This window comes from [Clostridium] symbiosum ATCC 14940 (assembly GCF_000466485.1).
Taxonomy (GTDB): domain Bacteria; phylum Bacillota; class Clostridia; order Lachnospirales; family Lachnospiraceae; genus Otoolea; species Otoolea symbiosa.
Genome location: NZ_KE992843.1, coordinates 1 through 19,746, shown reverse-complemented (window position 1 = coordinate 19,746; position 19,746 = coordinate 1). Strand labels below are relative to the sequence as shown.

The window sequence follows — 19,746 nt, the reverse complement described above, 5'->3', positions numbered from 1 at the left end:
GCAGATGGCGGGAATGAATTTTCAAACACGCTCTGGTCACGGTTCCCGGCCCCGGCGAAAAACGCGGTTCCGCGAACGGGAACAATCCGCCTTAACCTTTGACACCGCCGCCTGTTACGCCGGCAATAATCTTCTCAGAGAGGAAGATATAAAGTATGAAGGTCGGCAGGAATACAATAATAACCGCCGCAAACATACCGGCCCAGTCGCCCGTATACTTCATGGAATTGATCATGGAGTACAGTCCTACCGCAACAGGGCGGATCCGGTCGGAGTTTCCGAAAATAAGGGATATAAAGTATTCGTTCCATACATTGATAAAATTAAAAATTGTAACAGTGATGATACCCGGCTGTGCCATCGGCAGCATAATCAGCCAGAACGTTTTTGTGGGTGAACACCCGTCAATAGCCGCCGCCTCTTCAAATGCCCTTGATATATTGGCAAAGAAGGTCAGAAGAAAAATCGTTGTATACGGCACATTAATTCCCACATACAAAAATATCAGTACCAGCCGGTTAGACAATTCGTGGTTCAGAAGATCCATGCCCGCCACAAGGCCGAACAGAGGGAGCACAATCATAACAACCGGAACGCCCATGGCCGATACAAAACCGGTCTGTATTACTTTATTGCTGATAAACTTAAAACGTGACAGAACGTATGCGGCCGGAGCACAAATCAGAATCAGCAGCGTACAGGAGATGAGCGAATATCCCAGCGAATTCATGAAAAAGGTGGAAACATTTGAGTTATTCCATGCCTTTGCATAATTTTCCAAATGAAAACCGCTGGACATAATCTTTCCTGAGAAAATCGCCTTTGTTGTTGAAAAGCTGGCGCCCACCACCCAGCCCAGTAATACAACGGTAAATAAAATCCAGAGACAAAGAATCAGGTAGCCGGGGGCAAGTTTCAGTTCTCTGTTCCAGTTAACGCGTTCGCGCACTTTCTTTTCTTTCGCCATAACTTCCCCTCCTTTTAGAATTCCAGATCATCATCTTTCAGCAGATGGTTGCACAGCCAGAAGATGAGAACAACGCAGACACTCAGCATAACGCCGACTGCCGCACCGAGACCGGAGTTACGCTCCGTCACACTGTTGCCGGCGCCGAAGATCTGCATATACAGATAAACCATCGGAGTGATCGTCTGATTATCCGCCGTAACGGAGGAGAACAGCTGCGACCACACGAAAAATCCTACGGAAGTTACGCTCCACATGGTAATATTCGTCTTAAATACGCCCTTTAAAAGAGGCAGTGTTATGTAGCGGAACTGGCCCAGCTTATTAGCTCCGTCCAGAGTCGCCGCTTCGTAATAATCTTCGCTGATACGCTCAATACCGCTGGCGAAAATCAGCATATGGTATCCTACCATACCAAAACAGTAGGCAAACAAAAGAGCATAAAATTTGTGATCACTGTCCAGCCATTGAATCTTGGCCAGTGATGTCAGTCCCAGCTTTTTAAAGACTCCCGACAAAAGGCCGTACTGGTTATTGTACACATACTGGAGCCACATCGTCGCCAGAGCCACCGCACTGACCACGTTCGGCAGGTAAATCATAGCTCTGAAAAAACTCTTGAAACGGATTCCGCTGGTGAGGATAACCGCAAATAAGAGCGCCAGAGACATAACGATGATCCCTCCGATAAACCAGATGCGGAACAGGTTCCACATAGAGGTTTTAAACAGTGTGGTATTCATAAGTTTAACATAATTGTCAATTCCGGTAAACTGCCACTTCGAAAATGAATCCGTGATTCCTTCTATTTTAAAGAAGCTCATCACAACGGTCCGGCAGATGGGGTACAGGAATACCATAATAAACATAAATAATGCCGGAGCCAGGAAAGTGACAATCATTGCTTTATTCTTCTTCAAGCCGTTTCCCCCTTTTATCTTTTTTTAGAATTTCTATAAAAACATGGTGACAGCGATGAATTTTATCGATGCCACCATGTAATTCTTCATTTCAGTAGTCTTTCATTCAAGCGCGGACGCTTCTACTCCGTTATGAATTGTATTTTTAGTTTTTATTTCTTTAATGCATCGACAAATTCCTGAGCTGAAATGCTGCCGCCAACCAGTTTAAGCATGTTTTCTTTGATGATTGGTGTCATGTCTGCATTATCTTCTGCGCCTGCTGCCCAAGGATAACGAACTGTGAGCTGTTCCATAACCGGCTGTGCACACTGTACCATTGCCGGCCACTCTGTATTGGTTGTATCTGCCGGGATACCATTGCTCTCTTCAGCCAGAACCTGGTCAAATTCACCCTTGGTAATCTTGCAGATTAACTGGAAGGCTGCCTCTGCATTCTTGGAATTCTTGTTGATGGCGAATACCTGAGCGCCGTAGTTGGATGCGTTTGTTCCGTCTACTCCGCCTTCAACTGCCGGATAGCTGAAGCATCCCCATTTGAAGTCGTCGCCTGCCATAGCCTGAACTTCGTTCGGAAGCCAGGAGCCGTTTAAGTACATAGCTGCCGTTCCGCCTGCCAGTTCCATGTTCTGACCTGCCGGCCATACGTTGGAAGCGATATTCTCGGAGAAGTAGCCTTTCTTTGCGAAATCTGCAAAAGCTTCTGCTGTCTTAAGAACTGCCGGGTCATCCCATTCGCCGTTCTTAACAATCTCGGATGTTCTCTCATATCCTACCAGACGGCACATATGATAACCGAATAAGCAGGTGATGTATGCGTCGTCATCTGTAATCGGAACATATCCGGCCTCTTTAATCTTTGCACAAGCCGCATCCAGCTCTTCCCATGTAGTCGGAACTGCCGTAACACCGGCTTCGTCAAAAATTGACTGGTTGTAGAACATTGCAAATACGTTTGGCTGGTAAGGAATGGATTTTAATGTTCCGTCGCCTACCTCACGGCATGCGCCAATCAGTCCTGCATTAGCCGTCGCCTCATAGTCGGCTGCCTTTGCCAAATCTTCCAGATCTAATAAGTACTGTCCCCATGTCTTGTTGACACGGTCGATATCTTCGTCAAATAAATCGATGTTGGTTCCCGCGTCAAGAGCCGGCTGTAAACCTTCACGAATACCGGTACGTCCCTTGAACTGTGCGTCTACCTTGATGCCTGTCTCTGCTGTGAAGGCATCGATTGCTTTCTGGATAGCCTGCCCCTGCGGTTCCGTGGACTCCCACATTGACCAGTAAACCAGTGTTCCGCCTTCGGCCGGAGCTGCTGTCTCCCCGCCTGCTTCACCGCCTGCCTCCTGGGTTGCTGCCGGAGCTGTTTCAGCCGGAGCCTCTGTCTTGCTGCCGCAGCCTGCGAGCATGGAAACTGCCATAGCCGCCGTCAGAAGTACGCTTAATGTTCTTTTTTTCATAAAATCTTCCTCCTTAACACTTTTAGTGAATTTTCACATTTAGTGCAATTCATATCTCTATGATATTATACTAATTGCCAAATTTCTTTATACAAAACGTTTCCTTTTTTGCACTTTTAGTTCTTTTATTCTTTACATGGAGCAATCTGTGGTTTAAAATGTAAAAAATGATAATTAACAGTTCAGGCCAATAACCGATCCACTTTTTCGAAAGAGCAGCAGTCAAAACAGCAATCACAGTCAGGAGGCGGCATGTCTTACCAGTTTACCGAATTAAAGGAGGAGCTGATCATCAAGAAGATCGTGAGCCTCCACTACTTCGAATATATGAGTGATTTTACCTTCCCCGGCGAGTCCCATAATTTCTGGGAATTTCTTTATGTGGATAAGGGGGAACTCCAGGTAACGGCAGATCGTGAGAAATTCATTTTGAGACAGGGGCAGATTATCTTTCACCGCCCCAATGAGTTCCACGCACTGGCCGCCAATAATGTTATCGCGCCGAACCTTGTGGTCATCTCCTTTGAAGCGGGTGAACCCTGCATGGCTTTCTTTGAGCATAAGATACTGACTGTCGGGGAAAGTGAACGCAATCTTCTTTCTCAGATTATTGCCGAGGCCCGTGAGACCTTCGACGGACCGATGGATGATCCCTATATGGAGGTTCTGAGCCGCAGGGAAAGTATCCCCTTCGGGGCGGAGCAGATGATCAAAATCCATCTGGAACAGTTTTTAATCCAGTTGTTCCGCAACTTCTCAGGCACGCTCGCTTTCGGGGAGAACCATAAGCTAAACGGCGCTCACGCGCCCGGAAAGTCTCCGGCGCTGGCAGACGGAAATGAACTGTTCTCCGACATCCTGGATTACCTTGACAGAAATATAGGAAAGTCGCTTACGGTAGAAAAAATATGCCGGGATAATCTGATCGGCGTGTCCCAGCTTAAGAAATTATTCCGCACCTACCAGGGTAGCGGCGTGATGGAATGCTTCAACCAGATGAAAATAAACGCGGCCAAACAGATGATTCGTAACCAGCAGATGAATTTTACCCAGATTGCGGATGCGCTCGGCTACACCTCGGTTCATTATTTTTCAAGACAGTTCAAAAAGCTCACCGACATGACGCCGACCGAATACCGAGCGTCGATTATGCTGAGGGCAAAGAGACCGCAGCGAAAACATTTATAGGGCGGTACTGTCCTGTTATACGGTTTTTTTCGGGAAATTATTATCTTGATTGGAAATGAGTTTTTCGATTTGATTTCGAGTTGATTTAGATTTAATGTCAATTCAGCCGGTTTCCCAAAGGATATAACCGGCCGGGGCTAATTCTTCTTTTTCCGATCCAGTTCATGCATTCTTTTTACCTGACTGTATACCAATTCCTTATCACGTTCATTAAGGCCTCTGTAAAGCTGGACCAGTTCATGGATTTTAATGGAGTCTTCCGGCTGAACCAGATCGGAAATTCCCAGCATGTAGTCAGCAGAAACATTGAAATAAACGGTAAGACGTATCAAAGTTTCAATCGACATTGATAATTTATCTTTTTCAACGCGGCTGACCGTCTGCTGAGATGTACCTATCTCATCAGCCAGCTGCTCCTGTATTAAGTTGCGCCTTTTGCGTAATTCCTTTAATTTGCCATCTGCCTTTAATAAATCTTCCACTGACGTTTTCTTTCCCATTGCACACCTCTGAAGTTATTATATCAGGTATGCTTTTCCCATATACCTAAATTATGGGTACGTCAATACCCATATTATGGGTATATATTCCTTGAGTAAGAATACCGCTCGAGGGATTCTCTGCCTGCGGAGGGCGCTTCGGCTGCATAATTGCCTGCCGCCGCAGTGCAGTCACTTTATCGCCATACTTCCTTAGCCCCAGTGAACGTCAAAATTCCCGGAATAACGGCAAGTTTATTCCGGGAATTTATTTTACCGCATTACGGCGCTTTGGCCGACCCATGCGGTATGGAGGGCCATTGCCGTACAGGAAAGCCGTACAGGGCCGCAGAACCGGTCAGTAAAGCTTGCTGAGTCCAATCTTGCGTTCCACAATATAGATTACTACCCCTGCAACGATAATAAACAGGGTTGCAAAAGCCGATATGAGCGGGGTGAACGACTCAGTTATATAAGAATAAAGACGGAGCGGGAAGGTTACTGTCTTAGCGCTCTTCATGAACATGATAATAACGCATTCGTCAAAGGCGACGACAAAGGAGAAAACGGCTCCGCCGATGATTCCCTGGCGGATACATGGAAGCGTGACCTTGAACAAAGTTCTGACCGGCGAAGCGCCAAGTACCAGGGAAGCCTCCTCGAATCCGGTATCAAGTCCCACCAGATTGGCCGTGACGGTTCTGATGACATAGGGAATTTCTATGATCGCATAAGTCAGGCACAACTTCCAATAGTTCGTGAACATATTTCCGAAAATGGCAAAGTACTGCAAAAATGCAACGGCGCTGATGATAGTCGGAATGACGATTGGCGATAAAAAAATCGTCTCAAAAATCCCTTTTACCCTGCTGCCGGACTTCCAGAACCAGAGGCTCACCATCGTTCCCAGTACGCAGGCTATAACAACGCTGACGCAGGCTATCTTTACGCTCAAAATCAAAGAGCTCAGGAATTCCGTGTTGGCAAAGGCTCTCCCGAACCATTTGAGCGTAAATCCCCGGGGCGGGAAAATAACTCTGTTCGTATCACTGAAGGCCGTACAGATCACTACACAGAGAGGGCAGAGCAAAAACATATATACAAGAGTTCTGAATACCTTCCCCGCAATTTTAGTAAAATTCATCTTATTCCCCCTCTCTGCGAAGCTCATCTCTCAATATTCTGGAAGAACGTTCCGCCCTTTTTTCACAGTAAATATCATACAGTTTTCCTGAATTTGTAAGAGCCATGGATACGATCAGAAAAATTACGGAAATCGCAGCCGCAAAGCCCCAGTCATAAATATAAGTTGCCTGCTGGTAAATCAGGGTGGTCATGGTGACAATTTTCCCGCTTCCCAGCATAACCGGCACGACGAAAGCCGCTGTATTTAATGCAAATACAAGCATAAATCCTGAAATTACGCCTTTGATTGTCAGTGGAAATGTAATTTTAAAAAATGTTTCCCAGAAACCGGCTCCGCATACGTACGATGCCTCTTCAACACTTTGGCTCACATTTCCGATTGGCCCTGTCAGTATCATAATCATGTAGGGCAGGCCGCAGTAGACCAGCCCAATCTCAACGGCGAGATATGTACCACACTCAATCATCGTCATCAGTCCGAACATTCGAACCGTGATCGAAACCCAGAGAGGCAGCATGACCATGGCCGTAATGATACTTTTCTTCTTCCCCTGCATTCTGCTGAGATGATATGAAATAGGATATCCGAGGATAACGCAGATGATTGCCGATAAAAAGCTGAGTCCGACCGTCTTTCCAAGGACACCCCAGTAATATCCGTCTTTTAAAAATTTATCATAGTTGGACAGGGTAAACGCTCCCAACGGTTTGTTGACCCCGTTAAACCGGAAAAGGCTCAGATAGAACATTTTAACCAGCGGAGCGACAAAGAAAAATGTCAGGAAAGCCAGGGGAATAATTAAGTACCATTTATTCACATAAGACCATGTGTCTTTTTCTCTATCCATGGAAATACCTCTCTTTCTGTACATTGGAGATTTAACTGAGGCCCGGAGGACGCGTCCGGAACGTACCATGTCCGGTGTGGTGCGGGGCCGCGACAAGGTCCGCCCCCGCACTTAACGTGTGAGACACTCAGCGGCCGCTGGCCTGCGGCGGCGTCCTCACCTGCTTATTTAAATTCTTTATTCCATCTCTCAATAAGCGCCGCTTTAACCGGTTCCAGCGTCTCAGAATCCATATAAAGCAGTTTGGATACCTGTTCCTGGCCGTATGGCATATATTCGCGGAGTTCTTCCGCAATCACGGTTTTTCCGTTGGAAGGAGCATAGTAATTATTTTCCGCATAGGCTTTCTGTCCTTCCGGTGAAATCAGTTCGTTTACAAATAAATATGCCAGTTCCTTCTTTGTGGAGCCTTTACTTATGGCAGCCAGAGATGTCATTGCAATAGAGCCTTCTTCCGGCTGGCAGAAGCCGATATCATAGCCCTCCTTCATCAGGCCGATGGCACGGCCGTTTGTCTCAACAGACATGACGATGTCTCCGTTGCTGAGCATGCTCTCGATATCAGAGTGCTGACTTGCATAAACACCGATGTTTGGTTTCAGGGAGGACAGCTTTGCAAACAGATTATCCCAGTTCTCTTGATCTGCCAACGTATATCCCTGGATACGTGAAATTGCTTCCGCAAATTCCAGACCGCCGCCCATGCTGTAATCAATAACGCCGATTTTTCCGCCCTTGTAGGCATCATCCCAGAGATCCAGCCAGCTCACGGGTTCTTTTTCCACAAGATCCCTGCGGTATATAATACCGTAGGTGCCCCAGTTCGTCACAACCGCCGTGTCATACATATGGGCTTCCTCGTATAAATCCGGCGCGTTTGACATCTTGCTGAAATCGAGTGTCTCCAGTACATCCATATTCGTTCCCTGTACAACTTCACTGCAGTCCACGTGAAGCACGTCGATGGAAGCCGCATCACCCTCCGTGGCCAGCTGGGAAAGCGGAGCCGCACCGCTTACGACTTCAACCTTAGCCCCCGTCTTCTTCTCGAAGGCAGGAATTATGTAGTTTCTGAGTGTTTCTTCATAAGTTCCGCCCCAGACCTGGACTACCAGAGTCTCACCGGAATAATCTGCCGTGCCCGTATCTTTGCTTTCCGTACCTGCGTCCTGTGTGCCGGCCTCCGCCGCAGACGGAGCTTCCGTATCAGGGGTTTTTGCGGGACTTTCCGAAGCGCCGGAAGAACCGCATGCTGTCAGCATACCTGCCATCAACAGTGCCATAACCGATTTGATTTGTTTTTTCATTTGTTCCTCTCCTCTCATTCTCTATCTTTCAACCAGGATCAGTCCATTTTCGTCGAGTTCCAGATATATCATGTCACCCTCAACAGCCCTTCCCTCATCCTTGGTGTGAAGATCCACTTCAAAATCATTATTTCCCGCCATTTCGATCACATAGCGCAAAGTCGAACCCAAATAAATTTTTGCTTTTACCGTTCCGGAAAGAATATTGCTCTTGTCCGGTTTTTCATCATGGAGACGGATATTTTCCGGTCTTATGATCAGGACAGCCCCATCTCCGGCCGACGTCTTTTTAACCGGATCCGCCTTTGCCCAGATTTCTTCACCGCTTGTAAGCTTAACGGCAAATCTGTCCTCCGTAGCCTTTGTCACACTGCCTTCCACAATATTGGCATGGCCCACGAAGCCGGCTATGAACCGGGTTGCGGGACGGGTGTAAAGACTGCTTGGTTCCGTGATCTGTTCTATCCGGCCTTTATTCATGACGGCTATCCGGTCTGAGATGGTGAGGGCCTCCTCCTGATCATGGGTAACATAAATGGCCGTGACATTCATTTTCTTCAGCAGATTCCTGATTTCCACTCTCGTTTTTTCCCTCAGCTTGGCATCCAGATTACTCAGCGGTTCGTCAAACAGCATCACTTTCGGCTCTACAATCATGGCTCTTGCCAGCGACACTCTCTGCTGCTGACCGCCGGACAGTTCCTTGGGCAGCCTGTTTTCCACACCTTCAAGCTGAACTAAATTCATCATCTCCCTTGCTTTCTCCATCAGAACCTTCTTATCTTTAATTTTTCTCGTCTTCAGTCCGTAAACAATGTTTTCATATACACTGAGATGGGGAAACAGCGCATAGTTTTGAAATACCATGGAGATATCCCTTTTATGGGGAGGAATTCCGTTCATATCACGGCCCTGAATACGGATCGTTCCCCTGGTCGGTTCGATCAGTCCGGCAATCATCCGCAGTGTCGTTGTTTTACCGCAGCCGCTGGCACCGAGAAAAGAGACGATTTCTCCTTTTTCTATCTGCAGATTTACGCTGTCCACCGCAAGAAATTCCTTATACTGTTTTGCTACGTCAATTAATTCAAGTTGATAGTCCATCTTTTCACCCTCCGGCCCTGTATCAATTATAGTCTTTACAGTTTCATTGTCTGAATTTTCAAACGCCCTCCGGCAGAAACAAAGGCTCAGGCCTGCTCCAGCCTGCGGGCCAGCTCCCTGAAAATTGCCCCCAGAGCGTAGGCGCCTGCATCCGGATATCCGAGGCTCCTCTCACCCACTGTACCTGCCCGCCCCATTCTGGCTACAATTTTCTTTGTGCTTTCCGCCCCTTCTTCCGCTGCTTTTGCTGCCTGCGTAAAGATCCGGAGTATAGGGGTTCCCTCCGCTGCCAGCTGTTTCCAAGTATCTGCACAGGGAACCAGGGCATCGATCAGGGTCTTGTCTCCGGGAACGGCCCCTCGTCCAAAGGAACGCTCTCCGGTCGCCTGGATTCCCTGCACCGCCTTTGCAAGCACTTCTGCCATATCTGCAGCGTTCAGTGTTTTCTTTCCTTCCGCCGCTTTAGATGCAGCCCGGAAAGCCGATCCCCAAATTGGCCCGGAAGCACCGCCGCAGTTTTCCATGATAATCAGGGAACAGGCGTTCAGAAATGAAGCAATATCGTCTGACTCCGCAATCACCTCTTCCCATTCTCTTTCAAGCGCCCTAAATCCTTTTGCCACACTCATCCCGAAATCGCCGTCCCCAGCGTGTGAATCTAATTCACAGAAAGGAACTTCATTTTGGATGATATATCCTCCTATACAATCTATCATAAAAATCATATTGTGTAGAGATATTTCTTCGTCTTTGATTATTCCTGTTCCCCGGTTCTTTCCGGTTTTATCCGGCGCTTTGTCACGTACCGTTTTGCACTCCGGCAGCCCAAACTCTTCCAGTTCCGGTTCGCCGTCTATTTTGAGCGCCGGAGTCTGACAAGGGGCAAACAGATATTTTTTAATTTCAGAATCCAGCTTCAATATCGACAGAGAGGCCCCCATCATATCAATACTGGTCATAAAATTTCCCACCAGGGTATACGCCTTCCTGATTCCCCTCTCTGCCAGCGCTTTCCGTACGGAACGGTTCAGGACATATAATTCCTGCATGGGCGTCCCTCCAAGTCCGTTTACAAGGACTGCAATTTCTTCCTCAGACTGTTCTGATATCCCAAGCGCCTCTAAAAGCTGCGAGACCATTCTTTCGGCAACTGTGTCCGCATCCTGCTGTTTTTCCCGTCTGATTCCCGGTTCTCCATGTATGCCGACACCATACTCCATCTCATCCTCCCCGATATCAAATGTTGGCGTTCCCTTAGCCGGCACGGTACAGGAGGTGAAGGCAAAACCGATTGATTTTACCGATGATGCCGTTCTTTGGGCAATAGCCTTCACTTCTTCCAGATTACATCCGGCTAATGCCGCTGCGCCTGCAATTTTATGTACAAAGACCGTCCCGGCCACCCCGCGCCGGCCCACCGTATAGAGGCTGTCCTGCACCGCGATATCGTCATCCACTTTAACATAGTCCACCTGAATTCCGTCCTCGCCTGCCATATACGCCGCATTTTTAAAGTTCATCATATCTCCGCTGTAGTTTTTTATAATCAAAAGAGTGCCTTTTCTGCTTTTTGTCTCTCTGATTGCCTGATATACCTGTATCTGGGATGGAGAAGCAAAAACATCGCCGCAGACGGCTGCATCCAGCATGCCCTCCCCCACAAAACCAGCATGGGCAGGTTCATGGCCGCTTCCACCGCCGCTTATCAATGTCACCTTATCCTGACTCAGCTTTTTTCTCGTTATAAACCGGTACTTTTCTGAGTACAGTAATTCCGGGTGTGCAAGCGCCATCCCCTGACACATCTCCGTGACAACCTGTTCCGGTCTGTTGATAATCTTCTTCATGCGTCTCCTCCAATCCTTTATCCTGCGGCACCATTTTATCTGTTATCCGTATAGACTCTGCCGAAATATTGTTTTTCTTTTGCTTTGCATCATAGTTGCTTGATATTTTTGTCGATTTGTGTTGAATTATCTATAAATGTATGGTATATTATTTCAACACATTAAGCAATTGAATAATTATTATGGATTACATTACAAAATTGAATGAGGGTGACAGACGATGAGTATATTGAAATACAGCGCATTTTTGAAGGCAGTAGAGTACGGCAGTCTCACAAAAGCAGCGGAAGCCCTGGTCTATACCCAGCCGGGAATCAGCCATATGATTTCCTCCCTGGAAAAAGAGATGGGGTTTCCTCTTCTGATACGCGGCAAGGATGGCGTTTTCCCAACGGAAAACGCAAAACCTTTGATTTATTACATGCAGCAGATTGTGTCTGCCGATGAAACGCTGAAGGAAATTTCATGTAAAATCCGGGGGATTGAAATCGGTTCCCTGAGGGTGGGGGCTTTCTACAGCGCCTCCGTCAAGTGGGTCCCGCCCATTGTCTCCCGTTTTTCTTCCCTTCATCCCGGTGTCAGGCTGCAGGTTTTTGAAGGAAATCATTATGATCTGGAGGAATGGCTGACGAACGGTAAAATCGATATCGGTCTCATGTCCATGCCGGTGCCCGAAAATTATGACTTTATCCCGCTGTATAAGGATACGATCCTCGCGGTTCTCCCCATTGAGCATCCTTTGGCCGGCTGTGAAAAGGTGGATCCTGCCGATTTGGTAAAATACCCATTTATTATCCCGCACGAGGGAGGCGACGAGGATGTCTGGCAGGTAATGAACGCGGAAAAACTGAACCCTGAGATTAAATTCCGTATCAAGGGAGATATGGCTACCCTTTCCATGATTGGCCAGAATCTGGGTGTCTCCCTGATTCCTGAACTGGCTCTGCCCTTCCGGTTCGATAATATTGTCACCAAGCCTCTGATCCGCGATCATTGCCGGATCCTGGGCCTTGCCATCCGATCCATTAAACATGCCTCCCCTGCTGCCGAGGAGTTTATTTCTATTACAAAGGAATATCTTGGAATATGAAATGCAAAAAGCCGCTGCTGTGATTATGTTGATTTATCAGAAATTCAAATATTAGATAAGTACCCGTGGATTACAAAGTTTAAAAAACCCGCACATACCAGTGTGCTGATAGGAGGGACTAAAACGGCGTTCCTGTTTTCCCGTGTGGGAATAGGGAACGCCGCCTGTCTGTTAGCGTTATATTATGACGTATTACTTACAGATACTGTGCAAAATCCTGTTTTGCAAAACCGTTATAAACGCCCCACGGTATGATGAGATCCACCCACATATGATGGCGGTTAAAATATTTAAGCGCCGCATTACTCAGATGTACAAACTCCTCCAGTGTTTCAACCGAATCTAGCGCTTCCAGATACATAAATAAAAGCTCACTTGCCATAGGAACACCGGTAAACACAAAGAATTTTGCTTTATAATCCAGTATGCGTTTTGCAAAGTGAATCAATGTGCGCAGATCCACATCCCCCTCTTTCGCCGTCTCTATCATATAAAAAAGGACTTCATCACACAGTGTTCTGAGTTCTGAATCTGCGTACATCATCGTTGTGACATACTGTCCATATACATTCGTATCGCCCGGCACCTTACCGCCACTCAAATCATAAACATCCTGCGGCATATTTTCCCAGATTGCAAGACGTCTCTCTTCAAATTTGTCAATCGCTGCCTTCCAGTTCATTATGTGCACCTCCTTATTCTACTTCACCGGTAATTGTCATCATGCTGCCCTGCTTTAACCAGTTCTTGATTCCAACAACCTGCATGGCCTCCATCCCCTCTACAATACGGCCAATGCGGCTGATAGGCAGCGGCTCGTCAGTCCCTACTCCGTACAGGAAACAGAGCTGGTTCCTGGGAGGGTAGTATGCCAGATCAAATGTTTTTAAGTCTCCTCCCCTGCACTGGTTCTCAAATCCACAGGCATAGGGAAGCGTGCCGAAGAATAACTGCCCGTTCAGCTTTGCGTGCTGGATGATTGCCCTCTGTCCCGGATTGTTCAAAATCATGTTACAGATAATCGGAGCATCATCAACATAAAGCTCCGCAACAAGCCTGACATCATCAATCATAATTTCAACTTTTTTGTTTGCCATGATAACCTTCTTCCTTTCCTTTTTGAAATTAATATTTTCTGCTCGAGTTCCGTATCGCAAAAACTATTTGTATCTTCATAATAGGATGGTTTTATCTATTAAGCAACTGAATAATACTTATGGTATACATTCAATTATTGAATAAGCCAAGAAAGAATCCCGCTAAGTGAACAAGCCCTCTTTAGAGTTGCGAGCCTCCGCGGAGCGGTTTTTATTTAACAGGAGAAATTCCTGTAAAATAAAAAAGCCTGAAAAGATAAGGTTTTTATTTCCTTATCTTTTCAGGCAGCGGCCTGATACAGAGCGGCACCGCCGGAATGTACCGAAGAACCTGAACCGGCCTCAGTCGGCCCATATCCGGATGTCCGCCTCTGCACTCCTAAATCTCAACCCAGACCATCTCCATTGCCTTCATATCCAAACTGCATTTCAGCGAGCCATGGATATAGAGGTCGGTCATCTGATCCTCTTTCGAATTGTTAATTACGGCAACGCGGCCGGCTTTTTCAAATGCGGCAACTTCCGTTTCCACATTCGTCACATAATATTTCTTCATCTCTTCTTCCCTGTGGGCGGCATAGTAGATAGCCCTTAGGAGGATTCTGCAGTTCTGGGGCGAATATGGAAGACCTGTGAAGTAAACGCTGCGTCCTTTCCCATAGCTGTTTACAATCAGCCTGCTGTACTCTCCATCCATATCAAGGATCTCATAATTGGCGCCCTGGGCATAAATCCGGTTCTTGCCCTCCCCGAAATCTATCTCACCTTTTATATCTTCCAATATAAAATGGTCCCTGTATTTTGGAGAAAGTTCATTGTATTTATCTGTGCTCATGGAGAATCCCATCTCTCTGTCGGCCCCAAGAACATCACTTAACTGGAAGTACCGGCCCTCATACTGGCAGGCAGTCGGCTCACCCACGCCGATAAATCCGCCTCCCTGGTCAACGAAGCGGCGTATAGCCGTAACTACTTTCTCATCCGTCCAGTTCTCCGCTCCGCTCCAGGCCGTATACGCATCTCCGGCATTGATAATCACTTTAATATCAGGGTCAATTCCGTTACGGACGTCGTCAAAGCTTATGAACTGTACTTCCACCGGCATTCCGCTCAGGCATTCAATCACCCCCACATAGGAATAAATTTCCCTGTGCCAGATCGCGTGGTGAACCTGGTTGCACATCCATCTGCGCAGTTCTCCCCAGCAGTTTAAGATTGCCACCTTAAACGGCGCCATATAGGAGCTGGTTCCCTCCATTGCCTCATGAATCTGGCGGAATTCACCGACCACCTTTTCTATCTGTTCGATAAAGCCGGGCCACTCGGAAGCCAGCTTCAGATAACCACCGTATCCAATCCGGTCCAGCGGAGATCGCAGAATCGCTCTCCTGGCCTTCATCCAGTTATCCTGTGCCTCCCCGATCGGATCCCCTCCCTCCGTAAATACATCCGGGAAGAAATATGGAAGAAGACGGCCCTCCGTGTAATTAACACCCTTGATATCGGATATCATCCTCATTGTAACTCCGTCTCCGACAGAACCTACCACGGCATCCAGACCGATGTTGTCAAAGTATTTGCCGAACGGTTCCGTTCCGATCCAGTGATCTCCCAGGAACATCATGGCTTCTTTGCCGTAGGCATGGACAATGTCCACCAGGTCTTTGGCCAGCCTGCTGACCTCTATTTGCTGAAATTCGATAAAGTCCCTGAATTCCTTCGAAGGAACGCGGAAGGTTGAATTAAAATATCCCTGATCCACGATATATTCAGGACGGAACCTGTAGCCTGCCCAATGCTCAAACTGCTCCAGTATGTAGGGACTAACACTGGCGCTGTAGCCGAACCATTCCACATACTTCTCACGCTTCTGGTCATCAAAGGTCAGGGTAAACTGATGGAAGAAGGTGGTAAACCGCACTACGTCCACATCCGGATTTTCCTCGCACCAGCTTCTCAGCTTCTCTTTTACATATGCCTGTGTCTTCGGCTGGCGTACATCAAAGGTCATCTGATGTTCGGCCCCATGCCAGTCATTCGTCAGGTAATTATACATATGAACCGGATCCCAGATCAAAAAAGCCAGGAAGCTGACCGTATACTGGTGATATGGGATACTCTTGATAATCACTTCTCCGGTTGCTTCATCGTAAAACCAGTTTTCTACAGGGACCACCTTGCCGGTTGTCCTGTCTATGACCTCCCACCAGCGCTTTGGCTCATCTATCGTGTTGACCTTCAGCTGCTGTGTGTGGAATCCCTTCATCAGTTCAATGGAAAGCGTCCAGCTGGTAGCCGTGATGCGATCCGTTATCAGATATTCCTGCTGTACTTCCTCCGGGTTGTTCTTCGCCCATTCGTTATCTTTGCGGGTTGTATAATAGGTTGCGTAAATTTTTGCACCAGTTTTTAAAAGTTCGGAAGGCATCTGTGTGCCGTCACAATCTCTCAGTGCATCGGCATCAAGCCTTTCTTTTAACTTCAGTGTCTCTTCCACCATATCTACGTCTGTAGGCAGTGTAAGTCTTCCTCTAACTTTCATCATTCAGTATCCTCCTGAAATCCTTTGTAGTTCACCTCTTAATTCTAACTGCGCAGCCCGGACTTTTTTGCCGATAAAATGATTTTTATGGCGGTTACGGCTGATTAGTAACATTATATTCATTCTGACCTGCTGACGCTAGCAGATTCTTGTCAGCTTTTTTATAATTATTGCTCCTGTATCGACATTTTTCAACCTGATATTTACAAATCTCTTTATTTTTTCTATAATTTTCTTAACATTCCTATTTGGAGGTACTTTTATGAGCAGCAGCCGATACATTTTTAATAATGAAGACTTTGAGAAACTGACCGCCAGCCTTCTGTACATTTCCACCTCAAAATATGAAAATGACTGGCAGAGCATTCCCCATATCCATCACTTCTCTGAGCTTATCTACATTACGGAGGGCAGGGGATTCTTCGCGCTGGAAGGCAAAAAATATCAGGTGAGCGAAGGAGATTTGATTATTATTCCGCCTGACATGGAGCATACGGAACTTTCTTTTGACTGCTATCCCCTGGAGTATATTGCCGTGGGTGTGAGCGGAATCGCCTTCCGCGATAACAAAAACCTGGAACGGTTCTTTATCTGCCATTATGGAACAGATACGGAGCTTCTGTCCATCCTTCTTCTCTTACTGGAGGAGGCGGAAGAACAGAAGGCCGGTTACGGCGCAGCCTGCCAGGCTCTTCTGGATGTCCTGCTGATCCGCCTTGTCCGGAAGCAGGAGCTTCTTCCGGCTCACTTCACCCCGTCCAGGATGACAAAGGAGTGCAGTCAGATTAAGCGGTACCTGGATTCTAATTTTGCAGACAGCATTACTCTGGATCAGCTCGCCTCGCTGACACATATGAGCAAATACTATCTGGTCCATGCATTTACCCGGTATTCCGGCCTGTCCCCTATTAACTACCTGAATGCGCGGCGTATCGAAATCAGCAAGGAACTGCTGCTTACCACCGATCATTCCATCGCCCAGATAGCCTCTCTGACCGGATTTTCCTCCCAGTCCTACTTCGCCCAGGTATTCAAACGGGAGTCCGGAAAAACACCGGCCCAATACAGAAAAGATTTATCCGGAAAGAGCCGCTGACTGCAGCAGTTCAGACAGATCTGCGCATTGGCTGCGCTGACCGTGTGAAAAGGTAATAGCAGCGATCTGATTTCCATTTTACAAATATTATGAGTAAAAATCAAGTTCTATACATCATTTCTCGAGTAATGAAATACAATATTTTCAATGTATGATAAATTAGTTCTACAACTGTTTTTTGTAAGCTAGTAGAATCAGAGGTGATGGCATGGGAATTCTGGGAGAGCGGCTCCGCCTTTTACGTGAAAAGAATGGAAAAACCCAGGAAGATATATCTAAAGTAATTGGTACAACACAGCAAATATACTCGCGGTACGAGACCAACAAAACCGAACTTCCTGTGCGGCATCTGCTGAATTTGTCTTCCTACTACAACGTCAGCACGGATTATCTGCTGGGCCGGATCGATTATCCCAAAATCGCCCCTGAATTTTCAAATTCCCTGATTCAGAATGTAACAATTGGGGATTTTGTATGCAGAATAGATTCATTCAACAGCAAATCGAAACGACTGCTGGTGGATTACGTTAATTATCTTACTTACATGGAAAACACAGAAAAATTGAAAAAAGATGACAAGACTAAAAATCCAATCCAATAACGATAACCTGCATGCCCTGCGCACAGGTCACCGCCTTCAATAAAGGCAGGTGTTCCCATCACGGAACACCTGCCTTAAATTGTAGGCACACTATATTTTTACATCTAAAGCACGGGGGGCAAAAAGCCCGAGTTTAAGGTCACGCCGCGGGGCTGTGAACAGTAACATTAATCATCCTCTTCCTGGCTGTCTGTTACTGTAAATACCTGACGCTTTCTTGCCATCTCATCGCTTGCCAGATATTCATCATATGTGGTAATCTTATCAATCAGTTTACCGTTCACAATCTCCATGATTCGGTTTGCCGTCGTCTCCACAATCTGATGGTCACGTGACGAGAAGATAACTACACCCGGGAACTTAGTCATACCGTTATTCAGGGCTGTGATTGACTCCATATCCAGATGGTCGGTCGGCTCATCGAATATCAGGACGTTGGCGCCGGAAATCATCATCTTTGAAAGCATGCAGCGCACTTTCTCTCCTCCGGAAAGAACTTTCACTTTCTTCACTCCGTCCTCTCCGGCAAACAGCATCCTTCCCAGGAATCCGCGGACATAAGTTACATCCTTGACAGGGGAATACTGTGTAAGCCAGTCCACAATCGTATCGTCGTTGTCAAACTCGGCGCTGTTATCCTTCGGGAAATACGCCTGGGACGTGGTAAGCCCCCATTTGTAGCTTCCTTCATCCGGCTCCATCTCTCCGGCCAGAATCTTGAACAGAACCGTCTTCGCCAGCTCGTTCGGTCCTACCAGGGCGACCTTGTCTTCCCTGTTTAGAATAAATGAAATTCCGTCTAATACTTTTACGCCGTCGATTGTTTTGGTGAGGTTCTCCACACACAGCACTTCATTGCCAATCTCACGGTCAGGGCGGAAATCGATGTACGGATATTTACGGCTGGAGGGACGGATCTCGTCCAGCTCAATTTTCTCGAGCGCCCTCTTTCTTGAAGTCGCCTGTTTGGATTTGGAAGCATTCGCTGAGAAACGCTGGATAAATTCCTGCAGTTCCTTAATTTTATCTTCCTTCTTCTTATTGGCTTCCTTCATCTGCTTAATCATCAACTGGCTTGATTCATACCAGAAGTCATAGTTTCCTGCATAGAGCTGAATCTTGCCATAGTCGATATCGGCAATCTGAGTGCAGACCTTGTTGAGGAAATACCTGTCATGGGATACTACGATAACGGTATTCTCAAAATTAATCAGGAATTCCTCCAGCCAGGCAATGGCATCCAGATCCAGGTGGTTCGTCGGCTCGTCGAGCAGAAGAATATCCGGGTTCCCGAATAATGCCTGTGCAAGAAGTACTTTCACCTTCAGAGGACCGATCATTTCACTCATCAGCTTATAATGATGCTCCGTATCAATACCAAGTCCATTTAACAGGTTGGCGGCATCGGACTCCGCCTCCCAGCCGTTCATCGTGGCAAACTCGCCTTCCAGATCGGCCGCTTTGATTCCGTCTTCATCCGTGAAGTCTTCCTTCATGTAAATGGCTTCTTTTTCTTTCATGATCTCATACAGTCTGGCATTACCCATGATAACGGTATCGAGAACCGTGTATGCATCATATTTAAAATGATCCTGCTGCAGGAAAGACAGCCTCTGTCCCGGAGTAATAATGACATCTCCGCTGGTCGGCTCAAGCTGCCCCGACAGGATTCTTAAAAATGTGGACTTGCCGGCTCCGTTTGCTCCGATCATTCCATAACAGTTTCCTTCTACAAATTTAATGCTGACATCTTCAAACAATGCCTTTTTTCCTACGCGCAACGTTACATTACTTGTGCTAATCATATCTGTTTCCTTTCATAATGCACTGCTTTCAATTTATGCTTACTGATTGTCTGTCATTTTATGTTCTGAGTTGCAACAGGCGGGCCTTGCCGCTCATTCCCGACTGCGTCTCTTCTATTTTACAGGAAAATTATTATTTTGCAAGTACCCTTTTCGTAAAATCCCTGAAAAACAAAGGGGTTGCGCAGCTGAATGGAGATTTAGCTGAGGTTGGAGGACGCGCCCGGAACGGACCATGTCCGGTGT

General features: G+C 46.8%; 17 protein-coding genes. 4 read left to right on the top strand and 13 right to left on the bottom strand.

The window, feature by feature from the left end; genetic code table 11:
* Window positions 1-91: 91 nt before the first annotated feature.
* From CLOSYM_RS04800 to CLOSYM_RS04790, 3 genes are all read right to left on the bottom strand, one after another.
* Window positions 92-967, bottom strand: a complete 876-nt coding sequence (locus CLOSYM_RS04800) for a carbohydrate ABC transporter permease (protein ID WP_021641179.1) — start codon at window positions 965-967, stop codon at window positions 92-94.
* 14 nt (window positions 968-981) lie between these two features.
* Window positions 982-1,887: a carbohydrate ABC transporter permease gene (locus CLOSYM_RS04795; protein WP_003497943.1), complete on the bottom strand. Its 906-nt coding sequence runs from the start codon at window positions 1,885-1,887 to the stop codon at window positions 982-984.
* Window positions 1,888-2,039: 152 nt separating this feature from the next.
* The gene (locus CLOSYM_RS04790; protein WP_003497944.1) at window positions 2,040-3,350 is read right to left on the bottom strand and encodes an ABC transporter substrate-binding protein; all 1,311 of its coding nucleotides are present in this window, start codon (window positions 3,348-3,350) and stop codon (window positions 2,040-2,042) included.
* Window positions 3,351-3,602: 252 nt separating this feature from the next.
* Here CLOSYM_RS04790 and CLOSYM_RS04785 point away from each other — a divergent pair, with 252 nt between their 5' ends.
* Window positions 3,603-4,538, top strand: a complete 936-nt coding sequence (locus CLOSYM_RS04785) for an AraC family transcriptional regulator (protein WP_021641176.1) — start codon at window positions 3,603-3,605, stop codon at window positions 4,536-4,538.
* A gap of 137 nt (window positions 4,539-4,675) precedes the next feature.
* Here the strand turns inward: CLOSYM_RS04785 and CLOSYM_RS04780 are convergent, their stop codons facing one another.
* The 6 genes from CLOSYM_RS04780 to dhaK all read right to left on the bottom strand — a co-directional run bounded on the left by CLOSYM_RS04780 (window position 4,676) and on the right by dhaK (window position 11,269).
* On the bottom strand, window positions 4,676-5,038 hold the full coding sequence (locus tag CLOSYM_RS04780) for a helix-turn-helix domain-containing protein (RefSeq protein ID WP_003497946.1): 363 nt from the start codon (window positions 5,036-5,038) through the stop codon (window positions 4,676-4,678).
* Between the two features lie 337 nt (window positions 5,039-5,375).
* Complete coding sequence (locus CLOSYM_RS04775; protein ID WP_003497947.1) at window positions 5,376-6,161, bottom strand: ABC transporter permease; 786 nt, start codon at window positions 6,159-6,161, stop codon at window positions 5,376-5,378.
* 1 nt (window position 6,162) lies between these two features.
* Complete coding sequence (locus CLOSYM_RS04770; protein WP_009297901.1) at window positions 6,163-7,011, bottom strand: ABC transporter permease; 849 nt, start codon at window positions 7,009-7,011, stop codon at window positions 6,163-6,165.
* Between the two features lie 164 nt (window positions 7,012-7,175).
* Complete coding sequence (locus CLOSYM_RS04765) at window positions 7,176-8,318, bottom strand: extracellular solute-binding protein (protein ID WP_003497949.1); 1,143 nt, start codon at window positions 8,316-8,318, stop codon at window positions 7,176-7,178.
* A gap of 21 nt (window positions 8,319-8,339) precedes the next feature.
* Window positions 8,340-9,422, bottom strand: a complete 1,083-nt coding sequence (locus CLOSYM_RS04760; RefSeq protein ID WP_021641170.1) for an ABC transporter ATP-binding protein — start codon at window positions 9,420-9,422, stop codon at window positions 8,340-8,342.
* Window positions 9,423-9,508: 86 nt separating this feature from the next.
* Complete coding sequence (gene dhaK, locus CLOSYM_RS22255; protein WP_003497959.1) at window positions 9,509-11,269, bottom strand: dihydroxyacetone kinase subunit DhaK; 1,761 nt, start codon at window positions 11,267-11,269, stop codon at window positions 9,509-9,511.
* Between the two features lie 220 nt (window positions 11,270-11,489).
* Between dhaK and CLOSYM_RS04750 the strand changes: the two genes are divergently transcribed.
* Window positions 11,490-12,359, top strand: a complete 870-nt coding sequence (locus CLOSYM_RS04750; RefSeq protein WP_003497961.1) for a LysR family transcriptional regulator — start codon at window positions 11,490-11,492, stop codon at window positions 12,357-12,359.
* A 196-nt stretch (window positions 12,360-12,555) separates the two neighbouring features.
* On the opposite strand, the gene CLOSYM_RS04745 is transcribed toward CLOSYM_RS04750, so the two are convergent.
* The 3 genes from CLOSYM_RS04745 to gnpA form a co-directional block, all read right to left on the bottom strand.
* Window positions 12,556-13,041, bottom strand: a complete 486-nt coding sequence (locus CLOSYM_RS04745; RefSeq protein ID WP_003497969.1) for a cucumopine synthase-related protein — start codon at window positions 13,039-13,041, stop codon at window positions 12,556-12,558.
* Window positions 13,042-13,054: 13 nt separating this feature from the next.
* A complete protein-coding gene (locus tag CLOSYM_RS04740) occupies window positions 13,055-13,456 on the bottom strand; it encodes a cyclophilin-like fold protein (RefSeq protein WP_003497971.1) in 402 nt (133 codons plus the stop codon).
* A 379-nt stretch (window positions 13,457-13,835) separates the two neighbouring features.
* Window positions 13,836-16,001 carry a 1,3-beta-galactosyl-N-acetylhexosamine phosphorylase gene (gnpA, locus tag CLOSYM_RS04735; RefSeq protein ID WP_021641168.1) on the bottom strand — a complete coding sequence of 722 codons (2,166 nt, stop codon included), beginning with the start codon at window positions 15,999-16,001 and terminating at the stop codon, window positions 13,836-13,838.
* Window positions 16,002-16,260: 259 nt separating this feature from the next.
* Between gnpA and CLOSYM_RS04730 the strand changes: the two genes are divergently transcribed.
* Both CLOSYM_RS04730 and CLOSYM_RS04725 read left to right on the top strand, forming a co-directional pair.
* Window positions 16,261-17,094 carry a helix-turn-helix transcriptional regulator gene (locus CLOSYM_RS04730; protein WP_003497974.1) on the top strand — a complete coding sequence of 278 codons (834 nt, stop codon included), beginning with the start codon at window positions 16,261-16,263 and terminating at the stop codon, window positions 17,092-17,094.
* A 208-nt stretch (window positions 17,095-17,302) separates the two neighbouring features.
* Window positions 17,303-17,695 carry a helix-turn-helix domain-containing protein gene (locus tag CLOSYM_RS04725; protein ID WP_003505981.1) on the top strand — a complete coding sequence of 131 codons (393 nt, stop codon included), beginning with the start codon at window positions 17,303-17,305 and terminating at the stop codon, window positions 17,693-17,695.
* Window positions 17,696-17,862: 167 nt separating this feature from the next.
* On the opposite strand, the gene CLOSYM_RS04720 is transcribed toward CLOSYM_RS04725, so the two are convergent.
* A complete protein-coding gene (locus CLOSYM_RS04720; protein ID WP_003497978.1) occupies window positions 17,863-19,500 on the bottom strand; it encodes an ABC-F family ATP-binding cassette domain-containing protein in 1,638 nt (545 codons plus the stop codon).
* Window positions 19,501-19,746 lie beyond the last annotated feature (246 nt).

What these genes read in the sequence shown, in the direction of transcription:
- CLOSYM_RS04800 (WP_021641179.1), bottom strand. Translation starts at nt 967, where the DNA reads ATGGCGAAAGAAAAGAAAGTGCGCGAACGCGTTAACTGGAACAGAGAA.
- CLOSYM_RS04745 (WP_003497969.1), bottom strand. Translation starts at nt 13,041, where the DNA reads ATGAACTGGAAGGCAGCGATTGACAAATTTGAAGAGAGACGTCTTGCA.
- CLOSYM_RS04740 (WP_003497971.1), bottom strand. Translation starts at nt 13,456, where the DNA reads ATGGCAAACAAAAAAGTTGAAATTATGATTGATGATGTCAGGCTTGTT.
- CLOSYM_RS04780 (WP_003497946.1), bottom strand. Translation starts at nt 5,038, where the DNA reads ATGGGAAAGAAAACGTCAGTGGAAGATTTATTAAAGGCAGATGGCAAA.
- dhaK (WP_003497959.1), bottom strand. Translation starts at nt 11,269, where the DNA reads ATGAAGAAGATTATCAACAGACCGGAACAGGTTGTCACGGAGATGTGT.
- CLOSYM_RS04720 (WP_003497978.1), bottom strand. Translation starts at nt 19,500, where the DNA reads ATGATTAGCACAAGTAATGTAACGTTGCGCGTAGGAAAAAAGGCATTG.
- CLOSYM_RS04765 (WP_003497949.1), bottom strand. Translation starts at nt 8,318, where the DNA reads ATGAAAAAACAAATCAAATCGGTTATGGCACTGTTGATGGCAGGTATG.
- CLOSYM_RS04760 (WP_021641170.1), bottom strand. Translation starts at nt 9,422, where the DNA reads ATGGACTATCAACTTGAATTAATTGACGTAGCAAAACAGTATAAGGAA.
- CLOSYM_RS04790 (WP_003497944.1), bottom strand. Translation starts at nt 3,350, where the DNA reads ATGAAAAAAAGAACATTAAGCGTACTTCTGACGGCGGCTATGGCAGTT.
- CLOSYM_RS04730 (WP_003497974.1), top strand. Translation starts at nt 16,261, where the DNA reads ATGAGCAGCAGCCGATACATTTTTAATAATGAAGACTTTGAGAAACTG.
- CLOSYM_RS04725 (WP_003505981.1), top strand. Translation starts at nt 17,303, where the DNA reads ATGGGAATTCTGGGAGAGCGGCTCCGCCTTTTACGTGAAAAGAATGGA.
- CLOSYM_RS04750 (WP_003497961.1), top strand. Translation starts at nt 11,490, where the DNA reads ATGAGTATATTGAAATACAGCGCATTTTTGAAGGCAGTAGAGTACGGC.
- CLOSYM_RS04770 (WP_009297901.1), bottom strand. Translation starts at nt 7,011, where the DNA reads ATGGATAGAGAAAAAGACACATGGTCTTATGTGAATAAATGGTACTTA.
- gnpA (WP_021641168.1), bottom strand. Translation starts at nt 16,001, where the DNA reads ATGATGAAAGTTAGAGGAAGACTTACACTGCCTACAGACGTAGATATG.
- CLOSYM_RS04785 (WP_021641176.1), top strand. Translation starts at nt 3,603, where the DNA reads ATGTCTTACCAGTTTACCGAATTAAAGGAGGAGCTGATCATCAAGAAG.
- CLOSYM_RS04775 (WP_003497947.1), bottom strand. Translation starts at nt 6,161, where the DNA reads ATGAATTTTACTAAAATTGCGGGGAAGGTATTCAGAACTCTTGTATAT.